The sequence below is a fragment of the Kosakonia sp. R1.Fl genome, from assembly GCF_023516815.1.
GTDB lineage: Bacteria > Pseudomonadota > Gammaproteobacteria > Enterobacterales > Enterobacteriaceae > Kosakonia.
The window spans coordinates 2,444,160-2,461,799 of record NZ_JAMGSQ010000001.1; the positions used below are offsets into that span (position 1 = coordinate 2,444,160).

The window sequence follows — 17,640 nt, forward strand, 5'->3', positions numbered from 1 at the left end:
TAAATTTGCCTTATCTATGCATCTGCCAGGAGTTTCCAGACGATTCCGTACGCGAAAGCGCTCAGTAGCGTGGGGAGAATAATGCTGCGTGTTTTCCAGAAACTCACGCCGAGCACCGCGAAACCGGCAAGCGTTGGCAGCAGGCGGCGGCTGTCGGCGGCGATTTCCGGCACGCAGGAAACCACCAGCAGCGCGCAGATAGACGCAATACCAATGGTGTCTAAAAACACACCGCTCACGCCGCGTTTCGCCGGGCGCGACTGTCCGGCGCGGATACGCAACGGCAGATAACGGAATAAAAAATTGACGCAGCCCACCAGCAGGCCGAGCAGCAGCACCTCATTGCGCATCCGATGCTCCTTGATAAAACGCCTGTACCAGCGCGGCCAGGCAACCGGCGAAAATCCCCGCCAGAATCGCGGCAGGAATGGAAAACAGCGTGACGCCCGCCAGTGCGCCGAGCAGTGCAGCCATCACGGCACTTATCTGTCGACGCTGGAACGAGGCCAGCAGGAAACTCATAAACAGCGCGGGCAACATAAACCCTAACGCCGATTCCACCGCCGGGTAACCATCGAGCAGTCCGTCGCCGGAAAACGCACCCAGCACCGTGCCCGCCACCCAGGAAAGCCAGGAAAATAAGGCGATGCCGATCATCCAGTTTTCGCTCCAGCGGCGGTTATCACGCACCAGCTTCGCGGTGGCGGCGGCAAATACCTCATCCGTCAGGCCAAAAGCCCAGACGGCCGTTTTGCGGTTTTTGAGCGGTTGCAGGATACGGCTGCGTAGCGACGGGCCATACAGCACGTGGCGAACATCCATGGCCATCACAGTCAGCGCGGCAACCCATAATGCGCTACCCGCGGCAAGCATGGTGGTGATGACGAACTGGCTGGCACCTGCATAAATAATGCAGGAGAAGAAAACGCTTTCGAGTGGGGTAAAACCGAGTTTGGTGGCATTCATGCCAAAGGCAAACGCGACGGGGACGTAACTCAAAACGATGGGAAGGCTGTCTTTGATACCCTCCAGAAATGTCGCGCTCTGGTCAGACGTGCTCTGTGTTGCGGTTACTGAACTATCCATATCCATAATGTTTGTTATATATCACCCACGTTAATATAACCGGGATAAACAAGTCCCATAACCTTAACAGACTGAGGGACTCGTTAACACCCCGGTGTTCCTCCGAAACGTGCAAACGTGGGTGGTTGTTTACATTGCCGCCTCCTGGTGGTGAAATCCTCGCCACCAAACCAGCAGATTCAGCAGTGCCAGAACGCTACCCGCGAGGCAAACCCCTGTCCAGCCGGCGTGTTGCCATGCGGAAGCGGAGATCAGCGAGCCCGCTGCGCCGCCAATAAAATAGCTGGTCATATACCCGGCGGTCAGGCGGTTTCGTGCGTCCGGTTTCACGCGATAGATAACCGTCTGGTTGGTGATATGCACCCCCTGCACGGTGAGATCCAGCACGATAATGCCAATAATCAAGGCGATAACCGAGCTGTGTCCAAGCCAGATAGCCACCCAGGAGAGCAGCAACAGAATCAGGCCGCCAGTGGTGGTGAGATGGGCGTGACCCCGATCCGCCAGCCCACCGGCCTGCCGCGCGCCAAGTGCACCTGCGGCGCCTACCAGGCCAAACAGGCCGATCGTCGCCTCGGAGAACCGAAACGGCGGTGAGGCCAGCAGGAACGCCATTGACGTCCACAAAATGCTGAAGTTCGCAAAGCTCAGGCAGCCAAGCATTGCCCGGGTACGTAACAGTTTGTCACCGGCAAACAGGCCAAATATCGAGCCAAGCAGTTGCAGATAATTAAGGTGATTATCTTGCTTGATTTTCGGCAGCCCGCGCCACAGCGCCAGCGCCATTAGCACCATTAATACGCTGGCGACCCAGTAAACCGTGCGCCAGCCGCCCAGGCTTGCCAGCAATCCGGCAACGGTGCGCGCCAGCAAAATGCCGAGCAGCAGACCGCTCATAATCGTGCCCACCACTTTGCCGCGTTTGTCCGGGGTTGCCAGCGTGGCGGCCAGCGGTACGAGAATTTGCGCCACCACGGAAAACAGCCCGGTCAGCGCGGTGCCGAGGATCATCAGCCCGAGCGACGAACTATTGGCGGTGATCAACATGCCGCCTGCCGACAGCAGCGTCATCAGCACAATCAGCGAACGTCGTTCGAACATATCGCCAAGCGGCACGAGAAATAACAGCCCGGCGGCGTAGCCAAGCTGGGCGGCGGTAACAATAAATCCGGCCTGATTGGGCGTGAGCGAAAAGGCGTGGGCGATGGTATCGAGGAGCGGTTGCGCGTAGTAGTTGCTGGCAACGGCGAGGCCGGTGGCAACGGACATCAGCGCAATCAGCGCCGGGCTAAGGCCCTGGTTCGGTGTGGTCATTGGCGTTGTTAGTCAGGTATGTTTTTTCCAGACACTCATCATAGCCAATAGATTGAATTTTGTGAGGAAGATCGCGTGTCGGAACGTGCGGTGACGTACCCTGCCAGGCGAACAGGCGAACAGGCGAACAGGCGAACAGGCGAACAGGCGAACAGGCGAACAGGCGAACAGGCGGGCAGAGCCTGAATAAGCAAAAGCGCCATGCGGCAAAAAACCGATGGCGCTTTGGGAAGGCTTAGCGCAACAGGTTATTTCTGTGCGGCAAGCGCCTCTTTGATCCAGCCGTCGAACTGCTGCTGGTGCGCTTTGATCCAGCCATCAACGTGACCCTGAATATCCGCTTCAGACGATTTGCCTGCATGCATCATGGCGTTTTCGGCATTGATATCGGCCAGCGGCAGTTTCATCACGGCGAAAAGTTTTGCTGCGGCCGGGTTTTTCTCAGCCCAGGCTTTGTTGGCAACAATATGCATGGTGTTCACCGGGAACCCGTAGTTCATGCCGTTTGGCAGTTTGGTGTCGATATCTTTCTGTTCACCCGGCAGGGAAGAGAACGGGACCTGCAGCCAGACCACATCTTTACCCGGTTTCAGCACGTCGCTGACCCAGTACGGCGTCCAGGTGTAATAGAGCACCGGTTTGCCCTCTTTGAAGCGGGTAATGGTATCCGCCATCATCGCCGAGTAGTTCCCGTGGCTAACGGTGACGGTGTTTTCCAGACCGTAAGCCTGATGCTGGTGGTTAATCACCGCTTCGCAGCCCCAGCCCGGTGAGCAACCCATCATATCGGCTTTGCCGTCGCCGTTACCATCAAACAGCCTGGCGATTTTCGGATCTTTTAGCTGCTCAATATTGGTGATGTGATATTTCTCGGCGGTTTTCTTATCGATCAAATATCCTTGCGCCGCACCGGTCACATAGGTGCCTTCACGGTAGAATTTTTTGTCGCCCCCGGCGGCGGCATACATGTCGCCATGCAGCGGTTGCCAGTTGACGGCGGTAAAAGTCACATCGCCCGCTGCCATTGAGGTGTAACCCACGTTGTAATCCACTTCGTCCGGGGTATTCACGGTATAACCGAGTTTTTCAAGGGCGCGGCTCACCAGCAATGTCTGGAAGCTCTCTTCGGCGATAGTGCTTTGAAATGGCTTGACGGTGATGCCTTTGCCTGGCAGTTCTGCGTCCGCAGCAAATGCACTGGTCGAGACAAGGGTGGCAAACGCTGTGGCAAAAAGTACGCTATGTCGCATCGTTGTTCCTTATTGTTCAGGTGGGATACTGCTGCCCGGCGAGATTGCCGGGCGACAGATTATTTAGCGAAAGGGCGGGTCAGCAGACCCAGCGGGCCGGTTTGATACCAGCGACGATTACCGCGGCTGCGGGAGTCGCGACCGACAGCCTGCGTCAGGCGGTCGAGAATGATGGCGAGGATAACAATCCCTACGCCGCCAACGGTGGCAAGCCCCATATCAAGGCGGCCAATACCGCGCAGTACCATCTGGCCAAGCCCGCCAACGGCGATCATCGAGGCGATCACTACCATGGAGAGGGCAAGCATCAACGTCTGGTTAATTCCCGCCATAATGGTGGGCATGGCCAGCGGTAACTGTACTTTAAACAACATCTGACGCGGGCTTGCGCCAAATGAGCGCGAGGCTTCGATCAAATCGGCCGGCACCTGGTTGATGCCGAGAATAGTCAGACGCACCACCGGCGGCAGGGCGAAGATAATCGTCACCACCACGCCCGGTACGTTGCCGATACCAAACAGCATCACAATCGGCACCAGGTAGACAAACGCGGGGGTGGTCTGCATCGCATCCAGCAGCGGGCGAACAATTTTCGCCGCGCGCTGGCTACGTGCCAGCCAGATGCCCATTGGCAAACCGATCACCACGCAGAACAGCAGGGCGGTCAGTACCAGCGCTAATGTCACCATCGCCTGCGACCAGGCACCGATAGCACCAATAGCAATCAGTGATACCAGCGTGGCAACGCCCATTCCGGCGCTGCTCATCTGCCAGGCGATCAGCGAGAAAAGAATAATCGCCACCGGCGCGGGCATGCCCAGCAGCATCTGCTGGAACGCGCTGAGGATGTAATCCACCGGCACGCGAATGCCCTGAAACAGCGGGCGAAAGTGCATCACCACCCAGTCGATCGCCTGCGTCACCCAGCTATCGAGCGGGATCAGCGTTTTATGGAACGGATCCATAATATTGAAGTGTTCCGGCGCGGGTGCCGGCGCGCTGTGCAGCCAGTCAGCGCTGCCGCCATCGGCTGGTGCGCTACTGCCGCCGCCCCAGGCATCCGCAGACTGCGCGGCGTTGTCGCTTGCCGGTGCGCTATCCCACGGGTTATTTTGATCAGCCATTGTTTGCCCCCTCGCGATCTAAAGCCTGCAGCAGCATCCGTTTAGAGATGATGCCCACATACTGTTGCTCTTCACCGACCACCGGTACGGCACAGGGCGCTTGCCCAACGTGGGAGAGCAACTCGCTGAGCGGCGTTTCGGCATCCACCGCAAGCGGGGAGTCGATTAACGCCGCCTCGATCCCCTGGCTTTGACCGAGCGCTTCTTTCAGGGAGTCGATGGAAACAACGCCGACAAATTTATTGCCGCGTTCAATCACATAACCGAATTCACGGTCTTCATCCTGCAACAGTTTCAGCGCCGAACGCGGGCCGAAGCCGGGCGTTTTGCGAATTAGCCCGACAGGCGTTCGACGCGCAATATCTTTGGCGCTGAACACCTGGCTAATATCCACGCCACGGAAGAAGGTGCGCACATAATCATTGGCCGGATTATTCAATATTTCATCCGGTGTGCCGACCTGTACCACTTCACCGTTTTGCATAATGGCAATCCTGTCGCCAATACGCATCGCTTCATCGAGATCGTGGGAAATAAATACAATGGTGCGCTGGTGTTTGGCCTGCAGTTTTACCAGTTCATCCTGCATTTCGGTGCGAATTAATGGATCGAGCGCGGAGAAGGCTTCATCCATTAATAAGATATCGGGGTTGATGGCTAATGCGCGCGCCAGACCAACACGCTGGCGCATACCGCCAGAAAGTTCATCCGGATAACTGTGCGCATAATTCTCCAGCCCAACCTGACGCAGCGCATCCAGCGCTTTTTCCTGGCGTTCGTGCGCCGCAATACCGGCTAATTCCATGCCAAAGGCAGCATTATCCAGCACCGTCATATGGGGCATTAGCGCAAATGACTGGAAGACCATCGCAATCTTTTTCCTGCGCACCTCGCGTAATTCGGCGTCTGATATTTTGGCGATATCCACGCCGTCAATCAGCACCTGTCCGCGGGTGGGTTCAATCAGGCGATTGAGAAGGCGTACCATAGTGGATTTACCCGATCCGGATAACCCCATGATGACAAATATCTCGCCTTCTTCAATGGCCAGACTGGCGTCTTTCACGCCAAGCGACAGACCCGTTTTTTCCAGAATTTGTTCTTTCGAAAGTCCTTTTTCAATATATTTGAAAGCCCGCTGCGGATGCTCGCCAAATATCTTATAAAGGTTTTTAACTTCTAATTTAATTGCCATGCAATAATAGAGTTCCTGTTATTTATTGTGTTGATATCGTACCTGGTGAGAATAATTGACTGGATATACCCTAGCATACTCAGAATCTGAGACAACCCTGAATTTCCCGCATTTAAGAATTTGCTTAAGCGATAATTGACGCCATTTCCCATGAAATAAGGGCTGGCGGCGGATGAAATTTTTTTGAAATTCATCGGGGAATCGCACCTGAATAGTGCTGATTCAGATGAAAATGACGAGGCAATTACAGTGTAGAAGCTAGAAGAATATTGTGCCGGGAAATCGTGAAGACATTATTGAAATAATAATATCCTTTTTTCGCAGCGGGTTATTTTAAATACACTATTTACGGGAATATTCCTCTCCCGATGGGGAGAGGAAAGAAAGATCAGAAGTTCCAGTCTTCGTCTTCGGTTTCGACGGCTTTACCCATCACATAGGACGAGCCGGAGCCGGAGAAAAAGTCGTGGTTTTCATCGGCATTTGGCGAGAGCGCGGACAAAATTGCCGGGTTCACGTCGGCCATTTCCGGCGGGAATAACGGCTCATAACCGAGGTTCATCAGCGCTTTGTTGGCGTTGTAACAGAGAAACGCTTTTACATCCTCGGCCCAGCCGCTATCGGCGTACAGATCGTCGGTGTAACTGAGTTCGTTCTCGTAGAGATCCATCAGCAGATCCAGCGCGAACGTTTTCAACTCCTCGCGTTTTTCTGCGCTCACTTTTTCCAGGCCTTTCTGGTACTTATAACCAATGTAGTAGCCGTGCACCGCTTCATCGCGAATGATCAGGCGAATCAAATCAGCGGTATTAGTGAGCTTACCGCGGCTCGACCAGTACATCGGCAGCCAGAAACCGGAATAGAAGAGGAACGATTCCAGAAAAACGCTGGCGATCTTCTTTTTCAGCGGTTCATCGGCGCGGTAATAGTGCAGGATCAGCTGCGCTTTGCGCTGCAATGCGGGGTTCTCTTCGCTCCAGCTGTAAGCGGCGTCGACATCTCTGGTCTGGCAGAGTGTAGAGAAAATAGAGCTGTAAGAGCGGGCGTGCACCGCTTCCATAAAGCTGACATTCGACAACACCGCCTCTTCGTGCGGCGTAAGCGCGTCCGCCATCAACACGGGTGCGCCGACGGTGTTCTGAATGGTGTCGAGTAACGTCAGACCGGTAAACACGCGGATAGTAAGCTGCTGTTCTGCCGGGCTTAGGGTTTGCCAGGCGGGAATATCGTTCGACAGCGGCACTTTTTCCGGCAGCCAGAAATTGCTGGTCAGGCGATTCCACACTTCCAGGTCTTTATCGTCCTGGATTTTGTTCCAGTTCACCGCGCTGACGCGTGATAGTTGGCTCATCCTTTTCTCCTTACAACGCGCAGGACACGCAGCCCTGGATTTCGGTGCCTTCCAGCGCAAGCTGGCGCAGGCGAATGTAATACAGCGACTTAATGCCTTTTTTCCAGGCGTAAATCTGCGCTTTGTTGATATCGCGGGTGGTGGCGGTGTCTTTAAAGAACAGCGTTAGCGAGAGCCCCTGATCCACATGGCGCGTGGCTTCTGCGTAGGTATCAATGATCTTTTCCGGCCCGATTTCGTAGGCGTCTTCGTACAGCGCCAGGTTGTCGTTGGTCATAAACGGCGCCGGGTAGTAAACGCGCCCGGTTTTGCCCTCTTTGCGGATCTCAATTTTCGACACAATCGGGTGAATGCTTGATGTCGCGTGATTAATATACGAGATCGATCCGGTGGGCGGTACCGCCTGCAAGTTCTGGTTATAGATCCCGTAGCGCATCACATCGTCACGCAGTTGTTGCCACATTTCACGGGTTGGGATGGTGATGCCAGCACGTGCAAACAGCGCCCGCACTTTTTCCGTTTTCGGTTGCCAGTCACCCTCAAGGTACTGGTTGAAATACTCGCCGCTGGCGTAGCGCGAGGCCGGGAAACCGGCAAAATGCTGACCGCGCTCGCGGGCGATCATCATTGAGGTATGCAGCGCATGCCAGGTGATGGTGTAGAAATAGAAATTGGTAAAATCGAGCCCTTCCGGGCTGCCGTAGGCGATGCCTTCGCGCGCCAGATAACCGTGCAGGTTCATCTGCCCAAGCCCGATGGCGTGCGAGGCGGCATTGCCGTTTTCCACCGAAGGCACCGAGCGGATATGGCTCATGTCAGACACCGCAGTTAAACCGCGAATGGCGGTTTCCACTGTACGGCCAAAGTCCGGGGAATCCATGGTGTGCGCAATGTTCAGCGAGCCAAGGTTGCAGGAGATATCGCGCCCGGTATTGGCGTAATCAAGATTCTCATCGAAGGTCGAGGCGCTGTTGACCTGCAAAATTTCCGAGCACAGGTTGCTCATGTTAATGCGCCCGGCAATCGGATTGGCGCGGTTGACCGTATCTTCAAACATGATGTACGGGTAGCCGGATTCAAACTGGATTTCCGCCAGCGTCTGGAAGAAATCGCGGGCATTAATGTAGCTTTTACGCACGCGATCGTCGGCCAGCAACTGCTCGTACATCTCGCTGATAGCTACGTCGCCGAACGGTTTGCCGTATAAACGCTCGATATCATAGGGCGAGAACAGCGCCATCTCAGCGTTCTCTTTCGCCAGACGGAAAGTGATATCCGGGATCACCACGCCCAGCGACAGGGTTTTGATACGGATTTTCTCGTCGGCGTTTTCGCGCTTGGTATCGAGAAAACGCAGAATATCCGGGTGGTGCGCGTGCAGATAAACCGCGCCCGCGCCCTGGCGTGCACCGAGCTGGTTGGCATAGGAAAAGGCATCTTCCAGCATTTTCATCACCGGGATCACCCCGGAGGACTGGTTTTCAATGCGCTTGATCGGCGCGCCGGCTTCACGCAGGTTGGAGAGCAGAAATGCCACGCCGCCGCCGCGTTTGGAAAGCTGCAACGCGGAATTCACCGCGCGGCCAATCGACTCCATATTGTCTTCAATGCGTAACAGGAAACAGGAGACCAGCTCGCCGCGCTGCTGTTTGCCGCAGTTGAGGAACGTTGGCGTCGCGGGCTGAAAACGGCCTGAGAGGATCTCGGTGGTTAACTGGCGCGCCAGCGTTTTATCGCCCTGCGCCAGCGTCAGCGCCACCATGCAGGCGCGATCTTCGAAGTGTTCAAGATAGCGTTTGCCATCAAACGTTTTCAGCGTGTAGCTGGTGTAAAACTTCCATGCGCCGAGAAAGGTCTGGAAGCGGAAACCGCTGGCATGCGCATCGGCAATCAGGTCGACGACGAACGCGCGGTCGTAGCGGGCTAACACGCTGTCGTCATAATAACCTTCCGCCACCAGCCAGTTCAGACGTTCATCCTGGCTGTTAAACGTCACGGTATTCGGGCGCACATGGGTTGCCATAAAGGCGTCCACCGCCTCGCGGTCTTTATCAAACTGAATGCGGCCGTCTTTATCATAAAGATTCAGCATCGCGTTCAGCGCGTGGAAATCGGGCGCGGATTGCATCACGCGCTCTGCGGTTGTCGTAGCCAAAATTCGCTCACTCCTTTACGCACGTTGTCGATGTCCTGTTGGGTGCCCATCAACTCAAAACGATACAGATACGGCACGGCGCATTTTTGCGATATCACATCGCCTGCGCGACCAAAGGCTTCACCGAAATTACGGTTCCCGGAGGCGATCACGCCGCGAATCAACGCGCGGTTATGCGGATCGTTTAAAAAGCGGATCACCTGGCGCGGAACCGCGCCTGCCGTACCGCCACCGCCATAACTGGGCACCACCAGGATATAGGGTTCGTCTACCTGGATGCGTTCACGCTCATTAAGCGGAATGCGCACGGCCGGCAGCCCGAGACGCGCGATAAAACGCTGCGTGTTTTCCGAGCTGCTGGAGAAGTAGACGAGAGTGCTCATGCGCTGGCGACGCTCGGCGCGGCATGTAAGCGGTTAATCATGTCCGGGCGAAAACCGGACCATGTTGTTTCCCCGGCGACAACCACCGGTAACTGACGAAAGCCCATCGCACGCAGCTCATCTGCCGCTTCCGGCACATGGTCAACGTTCACCATTTCGAACGCCAGGCCACGGCTTTCCATCGCACGTTTGGTGGCGTGGCACTGAACACAATCATTTCGAGTGTAAATGGTAATGCGCATAATTCGTATTTCCGTCTAAAGTGGAGTGGCGGCGCGAAGGTTCGCGTCAGTTAGTGTCTGTGTTACTGATCTGAATACTAGATGTAGTTATTTAAAGATGCAACCACACAATATATAGGAAATTGTCATAGGCTTTGCCCGGAGGATAGAAACAATGGGTAAGGGCGGTGTGTACGCGTTTCGTACAGAAAAGGGCAATGTGCAGACAAATAAAAACCCCTGCGGGGGAAACCGGCAGGGGTTGGGTCGTGCGGAAATTCGTTAGCGGCGCAAGCTCAGCAGCGCGCCAAGAAAAATACCGACCGCGGCGGCAGCGCCAACACTGCACCAGGGTTTGTCTTTCACAAACGTATCGGCACAACCCACGGCATCTCTCGCCGCTTGTTGCACACGGCTGCGGCCATGCATGCGTGCGCGGGTCTCTTTCAATAGGGACTGTGCTTTACGACGCGCGCTTTCCGCTTCGTCTTTCGCGTCGCTGCCCCAGGATTTCAGCACGGCTTCGAGGCTGTCAGCGAGCTGGTTAACATCGTGGTTAATATCCTCAACACCTTCATCTACGTCACGGCGATTCGGTCTGTTAAACATAGGATCCTCCCTCGTTTTCGATGTGAATTTTAGTTTAGACCATAATTTTCAAGGCCAGACGGCAATCACGCCTTTCAGGTTCGTTTGTGGAATTTTCTGAGTCACGGTCCATGCTCAGTCATGTAAGGTGGCGAGGCTTTGGAAAGATGACGAGGAAAATCTATGTATTTAAGACCCGATGAAGTGGCGCGCGTGCTGGAAAAAGTGGGATTTACCATGGATGTGGCCACGCCGAAAACCTATGGTTATCGCCGTGGCGAAAATTATGTGTATGTTAACCGCGAAGCGCGTATGGGACGCACGGCGCTGGTGATCCACCCCACGTTGAAAGAACGCAGTTCGTCGCTTGCGGAACCCGCCTCGGACATCAAATTATGCGATCACTACCAGAATTTCCCGCTCTACTTCGGCGGCGATGCCCAGGAGCACTACGGCATTCCGCACGGCTTTAGTTCGCGCGTGGCGCTGGAAAAGTTTATTACGGGGTTATTTGGCGAAGCGCATTAAAAGGCGACAGACCAAAGCCTGCCGCCCGCCATCAGGCCTTGGCCTGATGGTAGTTGCTCACCCGGAACAGGCGGCGGCAATAATCGAGGAAGTAACCGTACACTGCGCCCATCATCATCGACAGCACAATATTGGAGCTGACTGCGGCGACAATCTGGTGCCAGTCGGCACCGACTCCCCACAAAATAGCGACATACACCGGTGACTGGAAGGTCACATAAGCCAGCACATCGGCGAGATTTTTCATCCAGCCAGACGGGCTAATACGGCGGGCGTAACGCATAAATACATCGCGGTACATGCCATAAGGCCAGGCGATAATAATGTTCACCGGAATAGCCACCAGCCGCGATGAAAGTGACTGTTCAAAGCTCATTCCGGAGAGAAATATTTCAATCAACATGTTCACTACCGAACAGTAGACAACCATAGCAAAGGTGTCCGCAGCGGCGTGACGCAGGCGAGACTGCGAAGAGAACATGGTGGTGCTCCTTGATAATCAATAAACAGGCTGAGGAACGGTCGTGTTAGTGTTTTGAAACGACTGGTTTGATGTTCGTAGATTATCTGTCTGCATTGAAACTCACAACTAGCGATAAATTTTTATTTTCTTTTCTTTATTGGATAAAGTGCTCTGCGTTTGCGTGAATTTTACGCATTTCATTATTTTTGTTGGGCTGGCTATTAAATGTATTAAATATCAAGTGGTTATATTTTATATGTGATGTGGCGCACTGACTGGCTGGGGACAAAATTGGCGGGTTTTAGAGCGCTATGCTTTGCGGAAGAAAATAAAACATTAGGCAGCATTTTTTATGCTAACTAAGCGTGAATGGCAGTGTTTAGTGCTGAAAATGAGGTTGCTTGTTTATGCGGTTTTTTTGAATGGAAATGAAGTTTTAAGCGGTGGGTGAACGCCCACCGCCGCCGATCAGCAGACGCCAAAATCACCGTCTTCTTTATACAGAGAGACATCTTCCGCTTTCAGCGTGATTTTTGCTGCCTGCTCGTCGTGGGCCGGAACCGCGACAATTTGATCCTGATGGACTTCCAGTACTTTCAGTTTTGGCCCGCCAATACGTGGCTGCACAATATCGCCGACAGAAAACATGCTTTGCTCCTTTTGTAATGAGTTTGTGAAGATAAACATAGCCTGAACGTCCGCCTGGGTACAGCGTAAAAGAGGGTAAACACGGCCCGTGAAAGTGGCAGCTGCAGGCAAAGTGGCTAATCTTTAAGGGATTGTCTTTCTTTTCAATCAACTGGAATGACGTTGCACAGGAGGTTTATATGGGTTTCTGGCGAGTTGTATTTACCATTATTCTGCCGCCGCTGGGCGTGCTGCTTGGCAAAGGCTTCGGTTGGGCATTTATCATTAACATCCTGCTTACACTGCTGGGATATTTCCCTGGCCTGATCCACGCGTTTTGGGTGCAAACCCGCAATTAACTCCGTCGGGCGGGTCCCCGCCCATTATTAGAACTCACCTGATAACACCCCAATTTATGGTGGTTTTGCGTGAATTTCGCGCAAAAAGGTAAAGAACCGTTGCCGCGCCGACGATAACCGACTGATGAACGTCAATTCTACGGAGAAGATATGAGCATTCAGGATATCGGTTCGGCTGCCGCGTCACAGACGTTGCCCGAAGTACGTCAGTCAAAAACCATCACGTTTGCCGGAAAAGAGATCGTCACGGAAAGCTCAATTTCCGTCAATATCTCAGCAGAAGCGCTGGCGAAGGGCATGGAAGGGCACACTGCGCCGACCAAAGAAGAAGCTGAAAAGAGGGCTCAGGCAATGGCGGTGGTTCGCAATACCAACATGTCCACTTATGCCCGTGGGCCAAGCCTCGCCAGCGAGTTCTATTCCGATCCGCAAAGCGCGGGCGACGCGGTGAAATTTATCGACTTTTTCCAGCACTCAACCGTTAACCCTGATGACATGGCCGCCGCGCTGCATCAGGCGCTGGTCTCACCGCAAGCGAGCGGTGATTACACGACCAGCGCGATGGATCTGTCGATGACCCAGGCGAAGCTGAATGAGGTGGTGTCAAAGTACATCTCTGCTGATTATCAGCAGCAGGCCAGCGCGTTTGTCGCCGGTTTTATTGCTGATAAAGCCGATCAGGCCGATCAGATTAACCGCGTGGTGCTGACGCAGGCGTCGAATCTGGCGCAAAGCCTGGGCAATACGACACAAGCCAGGCAACATCAGCAGGCGATTGATCAACTGAGCGCGGGCACTCATGCCTCCCAGACGGTACGCAATCAAATGCTGAGTATCACCGCCAGCGGTACTGACAGCGATAGCTGGTTCACGCAGTTTAATCAGTCAGTGGACAGTAGCGGAACGCTGCCGTTTATGCGTGATATCGAGAAAAACCACATCAGCGCGCTACAGCAGCAATGGCAGCAGTTCGCGGTTTTTTTGCAGACGGCAAAACAGAGTGATGCAGCACAAGAGCGTGGCAATCAGTAACCGCGACAGCGATGTAAACGGCATCGTGAAAGGAAGAACAGCCAGCGCGACAAGCATACCGCGCTGGCTTTTTGCGGGTGTCAGAACGTTTCCCAGTTGTTGTCACTACTTGATGGCGCTGCGGTAGCGACCGGGCGCAGCGGCGTGGCTTGCGGTTTGCCCGGTTTTGCACTCAGGAGTGGGTTGTGTCCGTTAACACGGAACACGGCAACTGCCTGGCGCAACTGCTCGGCTTGCTGCTCCAGCGCAGCGGAAGCAGCGGCGGATTCCTGCACCAGCGCGGCGTTCTGCTGGGTTACGCTATCCATCTGCGATACCGCAAGGCTCACCTGTTCAATTCCCTTGCTCTGTTCTTCAGAGGCGGAGGCGATTTCGCCCATAATATCCGTCACACGCGTAACGGCATTGACGATCTCTTTCATCGTATCGCCCGCTTCCGCAACCTGCGTGGTACCCGAGTTCACCCGGTTCACAGAGTTATCAATCAGGGTTTTGATCTCTTTAGCCGCCTGCGCGCTGCGGCTTGCCAGCGTACGGACTTCACCTGCCACCACCGCAAAACCACGGCCCTGTTCACCGGCGCGCGCCGCTTCTACCGCAGCGTTGAGCGCAAGAATATTGGTCTGGAAGGCAATGCCGTCGATCACGCTGGTGATATGGGCGATTTGCTGCGAACTGTCGGAAATTTCGCTCATCGTGCGCACCACGTTATTCACCACTTCGCCACCGCGCGCGGCGGTATCGGAGGCGTTTTTCGCCAGATGCGATGCCTGACGAGCGTTATCGGTGTTCTGTTTCACCGTTGCCGTTAACTGTTCCATGCTGGCGGCGGTCTCTTCCAGCGAGGCGGCTTGTTGCTCGGTACGCGACGAGAGATCGTTGTTGCCGGTGGAGATTTCGCTGGCGCCGGTGTAAATCGAATCGGAGCTGTTACGCACCGCGCTGACGGTTTTCACCAGCGACGTTTGCATTTCATGTAAACCGGCGGCGAGTTGGCTCATTTCGTTACGCCCTTCAGCCGAAATGCTCATCGTCAAATCGCCCCCGGCGATAGCGCGAATATGCCCCATCACGCTGTGCAGCGGGCGCAGAAGCAAGTGCTGCAGACCGAGCCAGATGATGGTCATCACCGCAATGACCACCAACAAAATCACGCCCAGCGTCCACTGCATGCTGGTAAAACTGCTCTGGTTTTGCTGTGCGGCGGCTTGCAGGAAGGTGTTGTTTTCCGCCCGCCATTTGGCGTAGCTGGCATCCATATCATCCTGCGCTTGCTGCGCGTCGAGGTTGCCATAAGCCTCGTAGTTATTGGCGCGCAGGAAAGCGATCGACTGCTGCAACACATCGTGCATCTTGGTGATGTTCTGCGCTACTTCGTCGGCTAATGCAGCGTCCTGACCGGCAACGCGCGGTGTGCTTTTGTAGTTATTGAAATACCCTTCGGACTTACCCAGAGAATCTGCTGCTGTAGTGAGTAGTTTTTCAATGCTGGCCAGCGACGCTGGATCGCGCTGGTTTTTCAAAAAGCGGATTGCCACGCGGGTAACGGTAACGCGTGTTTTGATAAGCGTGTTCACGCTGTCGCCAAGATTTTCTTGCTGCGCGTTCAGAACGCCAGTGTTCTGAAAGTTGACCCTGTCGTTATTGACCGCAGAGTAGAAAAGACCCCCAGTAACCAGTTGAAGAAGACAAAATACTGAAAGAGCAATAATGATGCCTGTAATAACCCGTATATTTTTAAGCATGGCCATAGTCCGTGAGAGAGTCGGGATTGCACCACTAATATCGACCTGGCCAGCATTAACTTTATGATCACTTTTTAAACACTTAAATAAGACTTAAATAAGTGCCGGCGCCTTGCGCGCCGGGAACATGTTTTAGATTTTTTTGCGGCGTTTTACGGCGAGAGCAATACGGGGTTCCAGCAGTTTTGCCACGGCGGCGAAGACGGGAACGACAACCGAGTTGCCAAACTGGCGATAAGCTTGGGTATCGGAAACCGGAATGCGAAACGGTTTTTCGCCCACTTTTTCAAACCCCATCAAACGCGCACATTCATGCGGCGTCAGACGTCGCGGGCGACGCGCCTGGTTTTCCGCGTTGGCAAAATCGGCCTCGCCGAGCGCTTTATCCCAACCGCGATCGATAAGAATTTCTGAACCATCTTTGTGATAACGCGCCGAAAGCGTGCGCGCCACGCTATCCGCGCGGGTTGGATCAACCAGCCCGAAACCAAAACCATTGCCTTTCGCGGCGTGTTTTTTCGCGTAGCGATAGAGGTAATCCCACAGCTTATGCGACAACACATATTTGCTGTCGACGGTTGGCTCCAGTAACTCACCGAATGCGGGCCGTTTTGTCGGATAAAAACGGTCGATGTCGCGCAAGGTAAAGCCGTCGGCGAGGTCTAAATCGCGGCGAAAACCCACCAGCACAATGCGCTCGCGGTGCTGGGGTAAGAAGTGTTTGCCATCGATGATTTTCGGGTCATCTTTGCCGTTCAGCGCGGCGTCAGCAACGTCATAGCCTAGTTCATCCAGCGTATTCATGATCACGCTGAAGGTTTTGCCTTTGTCGTGGCTCTTTAAATTTTTAACGTTTTCCAGCACGAAGATCGCCGGGCGACGGGCTTTGATAATGCGCGCCACATCGAAAAATAGCGTGCCCTGCGCTTCGCACTCAAACCCGTGCGCGCGACCCATGGCGTTCTTTTTACTCACGCCCGCGAGGCTAAAGGGCTGGCAGGGAAATCCGGCGAGCAGAACATCATGGTCGGGGAGCGTTGCAGCGATATGCGCATAGGCGTCGGCTTCGGAAACGTTCGGGTTGCCGCTCAGCGTCACTTCGCGAATATCCTGATTGAAGGTATGGGTGGCGTGATCGTTGTACCAGTTGGCTTTATAGGTGCGCACCGCGTTTTTATTCCATTCACTGGTGAACACGCACTGCCCGCCAATGGCTTCAAACCCGCTGCGAATACCGCCGATACCGGCGAAGAGATCGATAAAGCGAAAACGATAGTTCGGGTGATGGGCGGGCGGGGAGGGCAGCAAGCTGCGAAGCTGCGCTTCTTCGGCGGCGGTGAATGTTCTCGGATTGCCTTTGCCGTTGACCCAGCGGTTGAGCGATTCGCGGCTCCACTCGGCTTTACCCGCTTTTTTTAACTGCTCCGCCACATATTTCTGGCCGTAGATTTCCAGCACCTGATCCAGTAGTACCCGGTCCCGTTCCTGCTGTCGCTGCTGGTCAGTATCTGCCTGCGCCAGCAGATCCTGCGCAAGTGAATCAAATTCCGCCATGACGTCTCCTTGGGGTTAGGCCCTGAAATATATCACTCATTTGACCCAGAGGATAATCGGCAGGTGCGGGGTTTTTTACTGCGTAATAAATGAAGGCGGTACTGATTCGGTGAGCCACACGCCGTTATCAGCTTGATAGAAAACAAAGCCCTGCGTCTGCATCTCGCCTGCGTTAACTCGCAATACCACCGGTTTCCCATGGCGCTGGCCAACTGCCGTTGCTGTGACTTCATCGGCGGATAAGTGCACATACTGGCGCGATTTTGCTTCAAGCCCCTGCGCCAGAATGTCGTCAAGGAAACGGGTAGCCGTGCCGTGATAAAGCGTTTCTGGCGGCACCTTAGGTTGATAGGAAATATTGACCTGCGCGGTGGAATGCCCCTGCGCGGCGCGGATTGATACACCATCGGCAGATAAGGTGAAGCGCTTTTTATCGCTGGTCTCGACAATCTGGCGGATCAGCTCGTGGGTAAACGCATAACCTTGCAGCGCTGCACCCGCGATCAGCGCGTCGATATTGGCCCAGCCTTCCGCATCCAGCGTCAACCCAATCGCCTGGGGTTCATGGCGTAAGACGTAGCTTAAAAACTTGCTCATCTCACTCTGTTTTTTGTCCATCAATGACTCTCCGTTTGAAAGCGCCATTATCTGGCGACTTTTCTGTG

General features: G+C 54.4%; 19 protein-coding genes. 3 read left to right on the forward strand and 16 right to left on the reverse strand.

The window, feature by feature from the left end:
* Window positions 1–14: 14 nt before the first annotated feature.
* The 11 genes from ygaH to M8Q36_RS11390 form a co-directional block, all read right to left on the reverse strand.
* The gene (gene ygaH, locus M8Q36_RS11340; RefSeq protein ID WP_020454910.1) at window positions 15–350 is read right to left on the reverse strand and encodes an L-valine transporter subunit YgaH; all 336 of its coding nucleotides are present in this window, start codon (window positions 348–350) and stop codon (window positions 15–17) included.
* Window positions 340–1,086 (reverse strand): AzlC family ABC transporter permease, encoded by a 747-nt coding sequence (locus tag M8Q36_RS11345; protein WP_249880931.1) that lies wholly within the window; start codon window positions 1,084–1,086, stop codon window positions 340–342. Before M8Q36_RS11345 ends, ygaH begins: the two co-directional genes overlap by 11 nt.
* A 129-nt stretch (window positions 1,087–1,215) precedes the next feature.
* Window positions 1,216–2,400 carry an MFS transporter gene (locus tag M8Q36_RS11350; RefSeq protein ID WP_249880932.1) on the reverse strand — a complete coding sequence of 395 codons (1,185 nt, stop codon included), beginning with the start codon at window positions 2,398–2,400 and terminating at the stop codon, window positions 1,216–1,218.
* A gap of 248 nt (window positions 2,401–2,648) precedes the next feature.
* On the reverse strand, window positions 2,649–3,650 hold the full coding sequence (gene proX / locus M8Q36_RS11355) for a glycine betaine/L-proline ABC transporter substrate-binding protein ProX (protein WP_249880933.1): 1,002 nt from the start codon (window positions 3,648–3,650) through the stop codon (window positions 2,649–2,651).
* A gap of 59 nt (window positions 3,651–3,709) precedes the next feature.
* Window positions 3,710–4,774: a glycine betaine/L-proline ABC transporter permease ProW gene (gene proW, locus M8Q36_RS11360; RefSeq protein WP_249880934.1), complete on the reverse strand. Its 1,065-nt coding sequence runs from the start codon at window positions 4,772–4,774 to the stop codon at window positions 3,710–3,712.
* Window positions 4,767–5,969 (reverse strand): glycine betaine/L-proline ABC transporter ATP-binding protein ProV, encoded by a 1,203-nt coding sequence (proV, locus tag M8Q36_RS11365; RefSeq protein ID WP_249880935.1) that lies wholly within the window; start codon window positions 5,967–5,969, stop codon window positions 4,767–4,769. The genes proW and proV overlap by 8 nt, the downstream gene beginning before the upstream one ends.
* A 388-nt stretch (window positions 5,970–6,357) precedes the next feature.
* The gene (gene nrdF, locus M8Q36_RS11370; protein WP_249880936.1) at window positions 6,358–7,320 is read right to left on the reverse strand and encodes a class 1b ribonucleoside-diphosphate reductase subunit beta; all 963 of its coding nucleotides are present in this window, start codon (window positions 7,318–7,320) and stop codon (window positions 6,358–6,360) included.
* Between the two features lie 10 nt (window positions 7,321–7,330).
* Entirely contained in the window at window positions 7,331–9,475 is a 2,145-nt protein-coding gene (gene nrdE / locus M8Q36_RS11375) for a class 1b ribonucleoside-diphosphate reductase subunit alpha (RefSeq protein ID WP_249880937.1), read from the reverse strand.
* Window positions 9,448–9,858, reverse strand: coding sequence for a class Ib ribonucleoside-diphosphate reductase assembly flavoprotein NrdI (nrdI, locus tag M8Q36_RS11380; protein ID WP_065370252.1), 411 nt, complete (start codon window positions 9,856–9,858; stop codon window positions 9,448–9,450). The genes nrdE and nrdI overlap by 28 nt, the downstream gene beginning before the upstream one ends.
* Complete coding sequence (nrdH, locus tag M8Q36_RS11385; protein ID WP_020454901.1) at window positions 9,855–10,100, reverse strand: glutaredoxin-like protein NrdH; 246 nt, start codon at window positions 10,098–10,100, stop codon at window positions 9,855–9,857. The genes nrdI and nrdH overlap by 4 nt, the downstream gene beginning before the upstream one ends.
* A 261-nt stretch (window positions 10,101–10,361) precedes the next feature.
* Window positions 10,362–10,688: an ElaB/YgaM/YqjD family protein gene (locus M8Q36_RS11390; RefSeq protein ID WP_200552563.1), complete on the reverse strand. Its 327-nt coding sequence runs from the start codon at window positions 10,686–10,688 to the stop codon at window positions 10,362–10,364.
* Window positions 10,689–10,850: 162 nt separating this feature from the next.
* Between M8Q36_RS11390 and M8Q36_RS11395 the strand changes: the two genes are divergently transcribed.
* The gene (locus M8Q36_RS11395; RefSeq protein ID WP_017459338.1) at window positions 10,851–11,195 is read left to right on the forward strand and encodes a DUF2002 family protein; all 345 of its coding nucleotides are present in this window, start codon (window positions 10,851–10,853) and stop codon (window positions 11,193–11,195) included.
* A 31-nt stretch (window positions 11,196–11,226) separates the two neighbouring features.
* Here M8Q36_RS11395 and alaE read toward each other — a convergent pair whose 3' ends face one another.
* Window positions 11,227–11,676 carry an L-alanine exporter AlaE gene (gene alaE / locus M8Q36_RS11400; RefSeq protein ID WP_249880938.1) on the reverse strand — a complete coding sequence of 150 codons (450 nt, stop codon included), beginning with the start codon at window positions 11,674–11,676 and terminating at the stop codon, window positions 11,227–11,229.
* Window positions 11,677–12,126: 450 nt separating this feature from the next.
* Window positions 12,127–12,306, reverse strand: a complete 180-nt coding sequence (locus tag M8Q36_RS11405) for a GDFGVC terminal motif YodC-like protein (RefSeq protein ID WP_020454900.1) — start codon at window positions 12,304–12,306, stop codon at window positions 12,127–12,129.
* 179 nt (window positions 12,307–12,485) lie between these two features.
* Here M8Q36_RS11405 and M8Q36_RS11410 point away from each other — a divergent pair, with 179 nt between their 5' ends.
* Together M8Q36_RS11410 and M8Q36_RS11415 are read left to right on the forward strand one after the other, a co-directional pair.
* Window positions 12,486–12,644 carry a YqaE/Pmp3 family membrane protein gene (locus tag M8Q36_RS11410; RefSeq protein WP_017459341.1) on the forward strand — a complete coding sequence of 53 codons (159 nt, stop codon included), beginning with the start codon at window positions 12,486–12,488 and terminating at the stop codon, window positions 12,642–12,644.
* A gap of 150 nt (window positions 12,645–12,794) precedes the next feature.
* Window positions 12,795–13,676, forward strand: a complete 882-nt coding sequence (locus M8Q36_RS11415; RefSeq protein ID WP_249880939.1) for a hypothetical protein — start codon at window positions 12,795–12,797, stop codon at window positions 13,674–13,676.
* An 80-nt stretch (window positions 13,677–13,756) separates the two neighbouring features.
* Here the strand turns inward: M8Q36_RS11415 and tcp are convergent, their stop codons facing one another.
* From tcp to M8Q36_RS11430, 3 genes are all read right to left on the reverse strand, one after another.
* Window positions 13,757–15,421 carry a methyl-accepting chemotaxis citrate transducer gene (tcp, locus tag M8Q36_RS11420; protein ID WP_249880940.1) on the reverse strand — a complete coding sequence of 555 codons (1,665 nt, stop codon included), beginning with the start codon at window positions 15,419–15,421 and terminating at the stop codon, window positions 13,757–13,759.
* A 132-nt stretch (window positions 15,422–15,553) separates the two neighbouring features.
* Window positions 15,554–16,975: a DNA cytosine methyltransferase gene (locus M8Q36_RS11425; protein ID WP_249880941.1), complete on the reverse strand. Its 1,422-nt coding sequence runs from the start codon at window positions 16,973–16,975 to the stop codon at window positions 15,554–15,556.
* Window positions 16,976–17,050: 75 nt separating this feature from the next.
* Window positions 17,051–17,593, reverse strand: a complete 543-nt coding sequence (locus M8Q36_RS11430; protein WP_249880942.1) for an RNA 2'-phosphotransferase — start codon at window positions 17,591–17,593, stop codon at window positions 17,051–17,053.
* Window positions 17,594–17,640: the final 47 nt, after the last annotated feature.